Annotated in this window: 9 protein-coding genes and 1 pseudogene; 4 read left to right on the top strand and 6 right to left on the bottom strand. The window is 67.7% G+C overall.

Going from position 1 to position 13,445, the window contains the following annotated elements:
• Positions 1-25: 25 nt before the first annotated feature.
• Positions 26-2,053: a transglycosylase domain-containing protein gene (locus ABN034_RS27560; RefSeq protein ID WP_349693891.1), complete on the bottom strand. Its 2,028-nt coding sequence runs from the start codon at positions 2,051-2,053 to the stop codon at positions 26-28.
• Between the two features lie 340 nt (positions 2,054-2,393).
• Positions 2,394-2,894, bottom strand: coding sequence for an iron chelate uptake ABC transporter family permease subunit (locus tag ABN034_RS27555; RefSeq protein ID WP_349694013.1), 501 nt, complete (start codon positions 2,892-2,894; stop codon positions 2,394-2,396).
• Positions 2,895-3,016: 122 nt separating this feature from the next.
• Between ABN034_RS27555 and ABN034_RS27550 the strand changes: the two genes are divergently transcribed.
• Positions 3,017-4,195: an alpha/beta fold hydrolase gene (locus ABN034_RS27550; RefSeq protein ID WP_349693890.1), complete on the top strand. Its 1,179-nt coding sequence runs from the start codon at positions 3,017-3,019 to the stop codon at positions 4,193-4,195.
• Between the two features lie 217 nt (positions 4,196-4,412).
• Positions 4,413-6,155, top strand: coding sequence for an inositol monophosphatase family protein (locus tag ABN034_RS27545; protein ID WP_349693889.1), 1,743 nt, complete (start codon positions 4,413-4,415; stop codon positions 6,153-6,155).
• Between the two features lie 123 nt (positions 6,156-6,278).
• Here the strand turns inward: ABN034_RS27545 and ABN034_RS27540 are convergent, their stop codons facing one another.
• From ABN034_RS27540 to ABN034_RS27525, 4 genes and pseudogenes are all read right to left on the bottom strand, one after another.
• Positions 6,279-8,081, bottom strand: a complete 1,803-nt coding sequence (locus tag ABN034_RS27540; protein WP_349693888.1) for an ABC transporter ATP-binding protein — start codon at positions 8,079-8,081, stop codon at positions 6,279-6,281.
• A complete protein-coding gene (locus ABN034_RS27535) occupies positions 8,078-9,898 on the bottom strand; it encodes an ATP-binding cassette domain-containing protein (protein ID WP_349693887.1) in 1,821 nt (606 codons plus the stop codon). The genes ABN034_RS27540 and ABN034_RS27535 overlap by 4 nt, the downstream gene beginning before the upstream one ends.
• A 345-nt stretch (positions 9,899-10,243) precedes the next feature.
• Positions 10,244-10,372 carry a hypothetical protein gene (locus tag ABN034_RS27530; protein WP_349693886.1) on the bottom strand — a complete coding sequence of 43 codons (129 nt, stop codon included), beginning with the start codon at positions 10,370-10,372 and terminating at the stop codon, positions 10,244-10,246.
• 264 nt (positions 10,373-10,636) lie between these two features.
• Positions 10,637-11,373, bottom strand: a pseudogene (locus ABN034_RS27525) (sigma factor).
• 360 nt (positions 11,374-11,733) lie between these two features.
• Here ABN034_RS27525 and ABN034_RS27520 point away from each other — a divergent pair.
• Positions 11,734-12,201 carry a GAF domain-containing protein gene (locus ABN034_RS27520; RefSeq protein WP_349693885.1) on the top strand — a complete coding sequence of 156 codons (468 nt, stop codon included), beginning with the start codon at positions 11,734-11,736 and terminating at the stop codon, positions 12,199-12,201.
• A 233-nt stretch (positions 12,202-12,434) separates the two neighbouring features.
• Positions 12,435-12,974 carry a GNAT family N-acetyltransferase gene (locus tag ABN034_RS27515; protein ID WP_349693884.1) on the top strand — a complete coding sequence of 180 codons (540 nt, stop codon included), beginning with the start codon at positions 12,435-12,437 and terminating at the stop codon, positions 12,972-12,974.
• Positions 12,975-13,445: the final 471 nt, after the last annotated feature.

Raw genomic sequence — 13,445 nt, 5'->3', positions numbered from 1 at the left:
GACCACGGTCACAGCTGGGCCTCTCTCAGTCGGCTGTCCGAGCGGGCTCGGCGAAGTTGGGGCTCTTCTTGCCCTCGAGAGCTCCGCGCATGGCCGTCAGCCACATCGGGCCGGCGAGCGTGCCACCCCAGACCTGATCGCCGCCAACGACCCGACCGTTGATCGTGGTGCCGATGAGGGAACGCAGTACCGGGTGGGCATCGGCCACCGCAGCGGCGGCGACCAGGTTGCTGGTGTAGCCCATGAACCAGACGGCCTTGCGGCTCTCGGACGTACCCGTCTTTCCGGCGACCTGGCGACCTTCGGACATCATGCTCATCTTCTGCCCGGTCCGGCCGGAGTCGGTGCCGTCGACGACCTGACGTAGCACGTAGTTGACCTTGTCCGCAACGTCCTTGGGAATAGCCTGCTTGCAGTCCGGCCCGCGCACCGGGAGCGGGTTGCCGTGGCGGTCGAGCACCTGGGTGAACGGCACTGCTCGACAGTGCACGCCGCGAGCGGCGAAGGCGGCGTAGGCCTCGGCCATCGACAGGGGTGCGATCTCGTTGACCCCGATCGTGAACGGTTTGATCTGCAGCAGCGGCTGACCGTCGGCGCGGACTGCCCCGAGCTTGGTGGCGATCTTCGCCGGTTCGCAGATTCCGGTTTCTGCCTCCAGGTTGGCGTAGTACGTGTTGACGGAGCGACCCGTACCACTGATCATGTCGCTGGTCGCCCCGGCGCTTGTGGAGTTGCCGATGGACCAGAAGTCGCTGTTGTAGCCCGGCCTACCGTTCGGGCAGTTCTTCACCGGCCGACTGATTGCCGTACGTCCTGGCGACGGCAGTCTTTCGGTGAGCGGCATACCTTGGCGAATGGCAGCGGCGAGTACGAACGGCTTGTACGTCGACCCAGGCGAGAACCCGACACCTCCGCCATGCCTCTGCGGCACGTTGACGTTCACGTAGGTCTTACCCTCGCCCTCGCCGTACCCCTTTGACTGCGCCATCGCCTTGATCGATCCGGTGCGCGGTTCGACCATCGACAGCGCGCCATGTATCAGGTCTGTCGGAGCGACAGTTTCCGAAACCGCCTTCTGCGCTGCTTCCTGGGCCCGGATGTCGAGGGTGGACTTGATTGTCAGGCCACCGCGGTAGAGGGCTCGCTGTCGCTCCTCCTGGGTCTTGCCCAACGCCGGGTCGGAGAGCAGAACCGCGGCCACGTAGTCACAGAAGAACGGGTACTTCGAGTAGTAGCAGCCCTGCGTGAACGGGGTCATCCGCAGCCCGAGCGGGGTCTTCGCGGCCGCTGCTGCCTGCTTCGGCGGGATCAACCCCTCGTGCACCATCCGGGAGAGGACGAGGTTTCGGCGGGCCAGAACGGCCTGCGGCTTCCGCCTCACATCGAGGCCATTGGGGTCGCGGACAAGACCGGCCAGCATCGCCGCCTGGCTGAGAGTCAGCTTGGACGCCGTGGTGCTGAAATAGTATTTCGCGGCGGATTGGATTCCGTAGGCACCGTCACCGAAGTAGACAATGTTGAAGTACTTTTCCAGAATCTTGTCCTTCGTCATCGTCTTCTCGAGCTCGACGGCGTAGCGCAGCTCCTGGAGTTTTCGGGCGTAGGAAGCCTCGGTGACCTTGGCTTGCTCGGCTGGAGTCTTGGCATTCTCAAAGAGCACCAGCTTGACGTACTGCTGGGTGATGCTCGACCCACCTTGCGAGACCCCACCGCCTTGCTGGTTACGGACGAACGCCCGCAGCGTGCCCTGCATGTCGAGCGGACCGTGGTCGTAGAACCGCGCGTCCTCGATCGCCAGGAGGGCTCGCTGCATCACCGGTGCCACCTGGTCCAGTTTCACCTCGACCCGGTTCTGGTCATAGAAGGTCGCGAGAACCTTGCCGTCCGAGGCGAGCAGCTGGCTGCGTGCAGGCAGCGCCGGCACTTGGAGGTTACGGCTCATGCCCTGGAACGAGTCGGTCACGGACTTGGCAGTCAGGCCCACGGCGCCGACGAACGGGATCGCCAAACCGGCCACCAAGGCCCCGGCAAGCACCGATACCGCGATGAACATGAGGAGGTGTGCGAAAAAGCGAGGCTTTCGTCTGGCCCGAGACATCATGCGGCTTTCCTTTCCCGGCGCGGCGAAACGGAAGAGTTCTGCTATCGGGAGACTGAGCTGCACGAGTGAGGTCGGGACCTGCCGTTCACTTCCCGAGGAGTTGTTGACCAGGTTGTCGCATCAGATTCGCGACTCTTGGACGCCATGACTGCTCCCGTTCTGGGCTTCCCCCGTAGCCCACCTGGACGCAGCTGAACTCAGCGAATGTCCTCAGCCAGGAGGTTATCTGCGCTGCGCCGAGCCCGACTTGAGTTCGACAGAACTTGGCGTTGCCCTATCGACAGAAGGGAGGTCAAATAGACCGCATAACGGCACAGCGGACATGAGGCACAACGGGCCGTCTCGTCGGGACAAGAACCCCTCGTCGAGGAGCCGGTGTGCGAACGACTTCCTCGGCGAGTTCACCACCTGTGAGGCTGGCGAGGAATGGACGGTCGTCGAGCGAGATCAGCAGGAGGAACGGGAGGGCGGCGCCGGCATAGGCGAACGCGATGGTGTAGACGGTGGAGGCGATGTGGTCGTGTCCAATACGCATCGCTCCGGTGAAGAGTCGCCGGGTCGGCATCGTGGGTGACAGTTCGGACAGCTCCCACACGGCCGATACCTGAATGATGGTGACGTCGTTGAGGACGCCGCCCAGAAACGCAGCCGCGGACAACGCGTGGATCCCCAACGCCGCGAACAAGCCGAAACCCACGACCGCGCTCGCGCCGACCGAAGCATCCGACGACACACCGAGAATGAAGGGGTCCGCAAGCGCGTTGCGGACCATCTCCTGAACGACCGCGGCCAGCAGTCACGACAACCCTTTACGATAACGATTTCCATTGGCAAGTCAATGCGATCATATCGGTGCCGCGGCATTAGCCTGATGCCCGCAGGAGGAACATCCATGGACGGGAGGGGTGATGTCCCATGCGCTGGGTAGTGGTCGCCGTCGTTGCGATGCTCGTCGCGGCCGCCCTGGTCGCCTTGTCGGGGGTCTCTTGGCGGCATCTCACCTCAACAGACCGGGGCCTGCTGCGAGCCAACCGGATCGCCCGCGTTGGTCGGTCGTTTCGGGCGGGTTGTGCGCGCCTGCTGGCAGCGCTGGCGGCCTGGGCTCATGTCGTCGAAATTGCCGCTGGGCTGTCCCGTGCGAGTGTGCCGGCCACTCCTTCCTCGGTGGTGTGGCGGTCCGGTCCGGCAGTGCTCCGGCGCTACATGAGCGGACATCGTGCACCCGGCCCACCTGTCCTCGTCGTGCATTCGCTGGTCACCCGCTCCTGGGTGCTCGACCTGGCGCCGGGCCACAGCCTGATCGCCGCGCTCCGGGGCGCGGGCCATGACGTGTACCTGCTCGACTGGGGAGTCCCAGGACCCGCCGAGGAAGGCTGCGGGTTCGACGCCTACGTCGCCAGGCTGATGCTGGCCGAGCAGGCAGTCCGCGAGCACAGCGGCCAGCCGGAGGTGCATCTGGTCGGCTACTGCCTGGGCGGCACGCTGGCTCTGGCTGCGCACGCGGCGCTCGGCGATGCCGGGCTGGCGTCCCTCACTGCGATTGCCCCATTCATCGACACGGCAGCCGCGGGCCGCATGGGCGGGTTCCTCCGCTCACCACGGCTGGCGCCCGCTCTCGCCCTCGATGGGAATGGCCTCCTGCCCGCCCCGCTCATCCGGGAGAGCTTCCACTGGCTCCGCCCCATCGCACTGCGCGCGGCCCGCCAGACCTGGCGCCGGCGACGGGATCTGACCTGGCGAGCGACGGCCGGGCCACTGTCCCGGTGGGTCTGGGAGCAGACGCCTATTCCCGGCGCGTTGCTGTTCGACCTCGTCGACTACGCCCGCAGCAACGCCCTCCTCGACGGCCGCTGGGCCGTGGACGGCCGACCAGCACGTCTGGAAAGCCTCAACGTGCCCATCATGCTCGCCGTCGCCGGGGCCGACCACATCGTGCCGCCACCTGCCAGCCTCGCGCTCATCGACCGGCTGCGTCGACCACCACAGGTAGCCGAATGCCCCGGCGGGCACGTCGCGATGCTCACCGGCACCCGCTCGATCCTCTACCGCGACCTCTTGGACTTCCTGACCACCACCAGGGCCGAACAGAGGTAGCTGGAGCCTAGGGAGAGACACGGGTTGCTGCTGGCCAGCAGCCCGGGCGCTCCGGACGAGCGGGCGGACGGCGGCGGGCGGCCGGCGTTGGCCTTCTACGGTGCGGACATCGGCGTCCTGACCGGCGCCGCGGCGCTAGGTTCGATCGTGGCTCCCGCTCGGGTGGGCGGGTCCGTCGAGGAGGTGGCTCGCGATCTCAGCATCGATCGCCGCCGACGTGGTGTCCGCGCTCGGGCTGGACGGCCCGGACGCCGAGCCGATCGTCGGCGGCCGGGTGAGCAAGGTCTGGCGGGCCTACCGGGATGGCGAGCCGGTCGCGCTGCGCCAGTCGCCGCCCTTCCGGCTCCTGCCCGAGGTCGCCTACGAGTGCGACCTCCTGGTGACCCTCGCCGAGGTGGGCGCGCCGGTCGCGGCTGTCCTCGCGGGGCCGACGCTGGTGGACGGCTCGGTCTGGGTGGCGTTCAGCTGGGTCGACGGCGCACACCCGGCCGTCCCGGTCGAGGACCCGGCCAGCTACGGCCGGCTGCTCGCCGAGCTCCACGAGCGCACCGCGAAGCCGGCGGATCGGCTCGGGCAACGACCGGGCTGGGGCCGGCTCGACGAGTTCCTCACGGTGCCGCGCCCCGGTGGTGGCCGGACGATGGCGGAGGTTCTGCCGGACTTCGAGCGGGCGTTCGGTGCGGCGGGGGCATGGCTGCGGCGGATGGCTGAGGACGTGCACGGACGCCTGAGCGCGGCGTCGATCAATTCGTTCCCGCGGGTCGTTGCCCACGGCGACTTCGCTCCGGGCCAGGTGCTGATGCGCGACGGCGGTGTCGGCGCGGTCGTCGACTGGGACTTCGCGCACCTGGACCTGCGGTTGGCCGACATCGCGATCGCCGCGTCGCTGGCGCGGCCGACGGTGGCCCGGGCGGCCACCTTCGTACGCGGCTACCTCGACGTCGCAGGCACCGATGTCGGCGACCTCGACCTGCTCGCGGATCTGCGCAGTGCGTTCCACCTGAGCAACCTCGGCAACCATCTCTGCGCGCGCTGGGCCAACGGCGCCGACATCGCGCCGCAGGTGACGATGCTCACCGAACGCCTCGAGCGCGAGCAGTGGTTTGGGCCGACGCTGGTGGCCGCGGCTCGCGAGGCCACGAACACCCGGTCCACGCGTGCCAACCACCCGCCCGCCACGGCACCGGTCACCAGCGCATCGTCCGACCTCGAGCTGGCCCACGCGCTTGCCGACCGCGCGGCGGTGGTCGCGCGGCACTACTTCGAGCGAGGCGTCACCACGCAGACCAAGGCGGACGCGAGCCCGGTCACCGAGGCGGACCGGGCGGTGGAGCGGCTCCTCCGGGACGCGCTCGCCGAACTGCGACCCGACGACGGAGTGCTGGGCGAGGAGTTCGGCGGCGATGGAACCGGCGACCGGACCTGGATCCTCGACCCGATCGACGGAACAGGCGCGTTCGCCCGCGGTGACTCGCACTGGCGGATCCAGATCGCCCTCGACAGCGGCGGCGAGATCATCGTGGCCATTGTCGACGCGCCGGCGTTGGACGTCCGCTGGTGGGCGGAGACCGGCACCGGGGCGTACGAACGCGCGACCGGCGGGCCCGACAGGCGGCTGCGGGTCTCGAAGACGGCAGCGATCGAAGACGCGCTCGTCGCTGCTCACCCGTTGCCACTCGCCCACCGGCTACCGGCCCGAACCCGGCAACCGGCCCAGACGCCACTACCCCTTGTCGAACTCATCCGCGGCGAGCTCGACGCATATTTCGTGGAGTGCTGCCACCCCTGGGACCACGCACCCTGGATCCTGCTCGTCCACGAGGCCGGCGGTTCGTTCACCGACCACCGCGGCGGGATCACACCGGACCAGCGCGGTGGGCTGTATTCCAACGGCCGGATCCACCACGACCTGCTCGCCGCGCTGTCACCACCCATCACGCCCAAGCAGACCGCTGAGTGACGTCGCTCTACCTCCACTACCGCACCGGCGGAGGCCGCCACCGGCCGGAATGACGTCAACCTGCCCCTCGGTTGGGAGGAGTTGATCGGCGCCGGCCAAGGTCAAGGAACGCCAGGCGGGTCTTCAGCGGTACCCGCGGGCTTGCAGCTCGTAGAGCTCGCTGTAGTGGCCGCCGCGAGCGATGAGTTCGGTGTGGGTTCCTTGCTCGATGACGCGTCCGCGATCGAGGACGACGACGTGATCGGCGGCGGCGACGGTGGAGAAGCGGTGGGTCACGAGGATGGTGATGGTGCCAGTGTCCCGCCCTGCTTTTGCGGCTTGGGTGTAGCGGTCGAACAACTCGTGTTCGGTGGCGGCGTCCAGTGCGGCGGTGGGTTCGTCGAGGATGCGGATGAGCGGCGTGCCGCGCATCATGCCGCGGGCGATGGCGAGTCGCTGCCACTGGCCACCTGACAGGTCGACCCCGCCGGGCCAGGTGACGCCGAGTTGGGTATCGAGGCCGCGTGGGATCGAGGTCAGAACGGCTTCGGCCGCACCCGCCTGGATCGCGCGACGTACAACGGATTCGTCGTCGCGTGCGGGTAGGTCGCCGATTCCGACGGTCTCGCGGAGGTGGAACTCGAACCGTACGTGGTCTTGGAACGCCCCGGCGAGCCGTGACCGCCACCCAGCCGGGTCGAGGCTGGCCAGGTCCACGCCGTCGAGCCGGATGGATCCGCTCGTTGGCGTGAGCATGCCGGTGATCAGATTGACCAGCGTGGTCTTGCCGGCGCCGTTCTCGCCTACCAATGCGATGACACGGCCCGCGGGCAGGGTGAGCGAGACATCCTCGAGCGCCGGCCGCTCGTGCCTGGGATACCGGTAAGTGACCCGATCCAGTACGAGTTCATCCCTGAGCGTCGCTGGGGGTGTGTCCCGGCCGGCGTGCGCCGCCCGGATCCGCGCGGTTTCGTCGACGAGCCAAAGGAAACGACCGGCGGTACGGGTCATCGCGGCTACGTCGTGGATGATGCCGCGCAGGCTGCCGCTCACGCCCTGCAGCCGGCCGACCAGCAGCAGGGCCAGCGTGAGTTCGGCCACGCTGACCGGACCGGCGATGGCGTCGCGAACCAGAAGCGCCAGGACCGCACCTGCGGCACCGTAGAAGACCACCTGCACCGCGATGTTGACCACAGACTCTCTCACCGCGAGTCCCACCTTCGGCGCCCACCAGGCACGGGTGGCGGCGGCGAGCCGGCTACGCAGTGGGTCGGCCAGCCCGAAGACCCGAATCTCACCGGCACCGGCGGGCGAACTACCCACCTGCATCAGATGCGCGGCCAGCCGACCCGGTTCAGCCCCGGCCGCCTCGGACCGGCCCTGCCAACGAGCCAGCAGTGGACCCACGAGGACGCCAGGAATACCGGCCACGGCGACCAGCAGCATTCGCCAGTCAGCGGTCGCGGCGAGCGCGATGACGCCGACGACGCCGGCCATTCCGCTGAGGCTGTTCAGCAGTGTGTTGACCGCAAGCCCGAGGGATCCCCGCTCCTCCCGCATGATCTGCAGCTGGTCGAGATAGTGCGGGTCGTCGAGGTGTTCGATCGTGGGAACCGATGCGGTGATCTCGGCGATACGCGCATCGAAGGCGCAGCTCACCCGCTCCAGCTGGCCGGCACGGGCGTTCATCCCCAACCAGATCAGCGCCCGACCGACGGCGATCTGCGCCACGAACGCACCGGCGGCAAGCGCCATCAGCGACGTGTCGTGCGCGACCGCGCCGGCAACGAACCAGGCCAGGCACAGCGGCTGCAGCAGTTGAAGGAGCACGCCACTGGTCTCGGCCAGGCAGAGCACCGCCTGCCACGGCGCGACACGAATCGACGAGGTGACCAGCAAGCGCATGGCGCGCCAGAAGCTCCGAACCGCATCCACCACACGGCTCATGCGACACCGCTGGCAGCGGCGAACCGGGACGCCTGCAGCTCGAAGAGCCGGGCGTAGTCTCCTCGAGCAGCAACAAGGTCATCATGGGTACCGTCCTCGACCACCCGAGCGCCGCCGGAGCCTGAAGGTCCGACCACGACAATCCGTTCGGCATGCCGAACACTGGACAGCCGGTGACTGACCAGGATCGTCGTCAGCCCCGACCGCAGCCGTAGCAACGACTCGAACAGCGCGACCTCCGCACGTACGTCGAGCGCCGCGGTCGGCTCGTCCAGCACAAGGATTCCCGCACCTGCCCGTACAGCGGCCAGTGCCCGGGCAAGTGCGATCCGCTGCCACTGGCCCCCGGACAGGTCGGTACCTCCGGTGAACTCCGCCGAGAGCACCGTGTCCCACCCGTCGTCCAGGCCCGCGACCACGGGATCGGCGCCGGCATCGACCGCGAGCCGATCGAGATCGTCCACCCGGCTCCAGCCCGCGCCTGCCTCGACATTCGCCCGGGCCGAGAGGCCGAAGCGTACGAACTCCTGGAAGATCACCGAGATCCTGCGCCGCGCCTGTGGGTCGACACTCGGGTCCAACCCATCGATGCGGACCTCCCCGCCCTGCGGACTCCACAGACCGCACAGGAGCTTGACGATCGTCGACTTCCCCACGCCGTTGACCCCGACCACAGCGACCGACTGCCCGGCCGGAATCGTGAGATCGAGGTGCGCGAGTACCGGCCCGTCTGCACCGGGGTAGCCGAACGTGACATCTCGCAACTCGACGACGCCCGCCGAGCCCACGTTCGCCGAGTCCACACCCGCCGCCGCCCCACGGGACTCCTCCCGCACCGGAGCCGGCAGGAACGTCAGGCCAAGTTGCGCCCGAAAAGCCGCGACCGCAGCCACCGACGATGCGGTGCGTCCCAGCCCGGTTTCCGCATCCCCCTGCGACCCGAACGCAGCCAAACCCAAGATCCCTTGCACTGCCGCGACAAGCACACCGGTGGAGATCTGGCCTGCGGCGGCGTCGGCGGCCAGGACCGCGAACGCTCCCGCGTTCACCACCAACAGCACCACCAGGGGCGGCAGCGTGCCGCCGACCCCGCGAAGGCGCCGCGACGACACGATGGCCATCGTCTCGCGACAGATGGCCACAAAACCGTCGAGCAGCCACCCGCCCAGCCCGAACAGCCGGATCTCCTTCGCCGCGGCACGACCACCCAGGACACCTTGCAGGTACGACGCGCGCCGCCGCCCTAGACCGGTCTCGCCGATCATGTCGTCGAAGACCGCACTGCGCCAACGCGCCACCGCACGTGACAGCAGGAGCCAGCACCCCACCAGGACCGGGCCGACCCACCACTGCCACATGGACACGACAATCAGCGCGCCGACGCCGTTCAACCTGTTCGACAGTGCACCCCACGTGCCGCCGATCCCGCTCAGGAACAACCAGTCCCGCGACGCATCGACCGCCGACTCCATCTGCTGCGCACCCGTTGGGTCCTCCAGATGCGCCACCGAATGCGGACGCACGCCCGTGTCGGCAACAAGGTCGTAGTACGCGGCCAGATATCGCGCCGAAGTGACTTCCTCGACGCCACGAGACAGCGCCCCCGCAACTGGCGCCGCCACCCACACCACCACCGTGACCATCAGCCACATCCACGACTCGCCCGCCGCGGCTGAACCCACCCCCGCCCGAACGGCTGCGCTGACCGACTCGACCAACTGGCCCGACGCGACCATTGCCACCGTGATCGCAGTCGCCTGCATCACGGCGAGCGCCACACAGGCGGCCGCCATGCCGGGCGCTGCGTGCCACAGCAAGCGAACATGCAGCAGATACCGGTTCGGGACACGGCGTCGACGACCAGGACCAAACACAGGCACGGAAAGGACAACCCCCTAAGGACAGCTCCGAGAGCTTCGTGAACAGCGATAGAGCGCGCGACAGCGGACGCCTGATGTCAGCACACCCGGCAACGTACTTGTCGAGCTGAGCGATCGATGCGCCGATCGCGTACGCGGTTCCTGCCGCGTCGGCCCCGGTCTGAACTCCACGCCTCGAGAGCGGACCGCGCCGCAGCAATGTCATCTATCTCGTGGAGGCTACGCAGCTAGAGACCGGCTTCGCACGACGCCTCATCTGACAAGTTTTTGGTCACTACTGGATCACGGCGCAGGCCAGGCGCGCCCGCGCACGATGACGAGATCACCCGACACCACGGGCCACTCGGTACGACGCGGCCCATCGGTGACGCGAAACGTGGTGCCGCCCTCCAGCGTGAACACCGCGATCACCCCGCCAACCCCGGAAGGATCACGATGGGCGGTGGGATTCGATCTTTCGCTCGTTGTTCCTCTCAGAGGAGACACGGCGCGCCGGAGGTCTGGTGGATCGTTCGGCGGAAAGCGCGTCGGCGTAGCTCTCACCGGTTCGCGCGGCTCCACCGTGCGGGGCAAGGCCTTCGTGACTGCTCGGCGGCCGGACCAACGTGACGTGAGGGGTCAACTCTGGGCGCGGAAGGCGTCGCGGCGGCAACGGTCGGCGACCGAGCCCTGAGCTCAACGGCTCAAAGCGGTCTCCCGCTCCACGCGCGACAGCTTCTCGGGGTTCCGCACGATGTAGAGCCCGGTGACGAAGCCGTCTTCGACCCGCGCCGCCACGACGCCGTCGATCTCCCCGTTGAGCCGCATGATCAGAGCCGGGCAGCCATTGAGCTGTACCGGCTCGACCGACGTCTCGGCGCCGACGATTTCCCAGCGGGCGGCCAGCAAGCGAGCCACCCTGTCAGCCCCCACGATGGGCGCCAGCACGGCCTGCTTGACTCCGCCACCGTCACTCAAGGCGACGACATCCGGGGCCAGGATGTCGAGCAGGCTCTGCATGTCACCCGTTTCGACCGCCCGTTGGAAGGCCTCGAGCGCGTCGCGGGTCTCGGCCGGAGAAGCGACCCCGCGCGGTCGGCGCGCGGCGACGTGTGCCCGCGCCCGGTGACGTCTTCGGCCACGTCGGGTGCGGTCAGCAGCGGCTCGGGCAGCCACGGCCCGACGTAGGACTCCTTGCGCCGGCCGAGCACCCGCAGCCGGGTGAGTGCCTGGCGGGTGGTGATCCGGACCAGGTACGCACGCTGGTCCCGCACCGTGTCGAGGTCGACCTTCGCCCATCGCAGCCAGGTCTCCTGGAGGACGTCCTCCACGTCGGCCGCCGAGCCGAGCATCTCGTAGGCGACGGTGAAGAGCAGGTTGCGGTGCGCCACGAACGCCGTGGTGGCCGGGTCCAGGCGGCCGTCGTCGCTCATGGGTGGCTCCTGTCTCGTTGGTTTGCCTGTGCCAACCACAAGGCGCCCGACGCCACCGACTTGTGACAGTGCGGTCGATCGCCCTTTGCCTGTTGGTGAGGAAATGCTCGGCGTTGGCGCCCGCGCGCTACTCAGGCGGTACGACCAGACCCACCGCAGCGGGCTTCGAGACTCCGACCTGCCTGACCTGCGAGATGTACTAGACCGGCGCGACCGTCAACCTAGACACGCTGCGGACAGTCGCAGTAGGGTCGCATTGGCGTGCCGGGAAGTCTGGTCGGCGACATTGAAGTCGATCACAAAGAGGCTTTCCGATATGTTCACCTTGCGGTCCTGGGGCTAGAAATGCCTAGTCCACCAATGGCCACCCTTCTACGCCAACTGGACGAATGTCCAGCTAACTCGCTCGGCGTGGTGTCGCCAGAGGACTGCGCCCGAATCCTCGACGTCGACGGCATCTGTGCCAGTCGCATCGACATCGAGGATGGGTTACTCATGTGGCATATGTTGTGGTGCTGCGACAGCATCAGCGAAGCGCTCAACGAGTTGAGATCACAGCGCGCCGAGGGCCCTGGTGTGCATGCCGTACTTCGGAACACACCGGTCCTCGTGCCTGATCTCGCTGCGCCACAAGTCCAAGCTCGTTGGCCCGGCTATGCAAAGGCGGCGCTCGCCCTTGGCGTCCACGCGGTGTTTGCGTTCCCGCTCCGTTGGCGCAATGCGCCATTCGGGGCGATTGTCGCATACCGGCGAAGGCAGGGCTTTCTCAGATCAGTCGACGATGCGAGGGCACTCACCGACGCAGCAGCACAGATCCTCGCTGCGTAAGCGTGGTCAGCCGACCTGTCCCCCGGCCGGCAAACGTGTTGAGTGCGCTGTGCGCTGTCGCTAACGTCCAGCGACATGGGTGAGGACGATCGTGCGACGCCGGGCACCGTGGAGGACTCGATACCGGCCGACGATGGTGGGTCCCGGTTCACGAGGCGCCTGCGGCTTGAACCGGTGGGCACCGCCAATACCGAGGACCTGTGGCTTGTCCATAGCGACGACGAGGTGCGCCCTTGGTACGGCAACGGAAGCCGAGCCTTGCGGAGATGGATCACCAGGCGAAGGCCATGGGCGAGTCGTGGCGCTTCCAAGGCGTCCACAAGTGGATGGCGTACGACCGGGTGAGCGGCGAGGTTGTCGGTCGGGGCGGACTGTCGCGCACGCCGGTTGACGAGGACTGGGGTCGGATCTACGCATACCTTCCGGCAGAGCCGTGGGTGCGCGTCGCACATGAGAGTCGGCGCCCATTCCTGGCGCACGCGAACTGGCTCGAGATCGGGTGGGCGCTCCGGCACGAGTTCTGGGGGCGCGGGTACGCCTCTGAGATCGGCCGCGCCGGGCTGGCGTTTGCGTTCGGCGACCTAGGGGTGCAGGCCGTCGTGTCGTGCACCGTCCGCCACAACGAACGTTCGCGTGCGGTGATGGAGCGCATCGGCATGCGGTACGCGGGCGAACTCTGGAGCGAAAAGTTTGAAGGACCGCACGGTGCTCCGTTGGCGGTGTGCGTGTTGCTGCGAAGAGACTGGAACCAGTCCTGCGCCGGCGGCCGCTAATAGCCCAACTGGCAAAGGTCTATCGCGGCTACCGCCCGCGCGCGGTCCAGGCCCGCGAGTGGCGAAAGCGTCCGTCCTCGCCACCTGATTGGCGGGAGCGAACCATCAACGGTATGCCTTCGCCTGTAGGTTGAACAGTTCATGGTACTGGCCCGTGCGGGCCATGAGATCGTCATGACTACCCACCTCGACTATGTGTCCACCAGAGACGACCACAATCATGTCGGCCATCCTGACCGTCGAGAAGCGATGCGATACCAACAGCGTAATGCCCCCGCTGGACCCGGTCGTGCCTCGAGACGCGGCAACGACTCTTGTGAAGAGCGCGTACTCTGACTCCGGATCTAGTGCCTCATCAAGGAACGTTGGCGTTGTAATGGCAGGCTGTGCCTGGAGGTGAGTGATGGCACGTCGGCCTGAGGTGTTCGTTCGGGAGTTGGAGCCGCAGGAGGCTGAGCGGCTGGTACAGAT

This window comes from Actinopolymorpha sp. B11F2 (genome assembly GCF_040195635.1).
In the GTDB taxonomy this organism is placed as follows: Bacteria; Actinomycetota; Actinomycetes; order Propionibacteriales; family Actinopolymorphaceae; genus Thermasporomyces.
The sequence above is the reverse complement of the archived record's forward strand: the minus strand, read 5'-3'. Positions and strand labels throughout refer to the sequence as shown.

Coding starts and splice junctions, on each gene's coding strand:
- ABN034_RS27550 (WP_349693890.1), top strand. CDS start 3,017: ATGCGCTGGGTAGTGGTCGCCGTCGTTGCGATGCTCGTCGCGGCCGCC.
- ABN034_RS27540 (WP_349693888.1), bottom strand. CDS start 8,081: ATGAGCCGTGTGGTGGATGCGGTTCGGAGCTTCTGGCGCGCCATGCGC.
- ABN034_RS27520 (WP_349693885.1), top strand. CDS start 11,734: ATGGCCACCCTTCTACGCCAACTGGACGAATGTCCAGCTAACTCGCTC.
- ABN034_RS27560 (WP_349693891.1), bottom strand. CDS start 2,053: ATGTTCATCGCGGTATCGGTGCTTGCCGGGGCCTTGGTGGCCGGTTTG.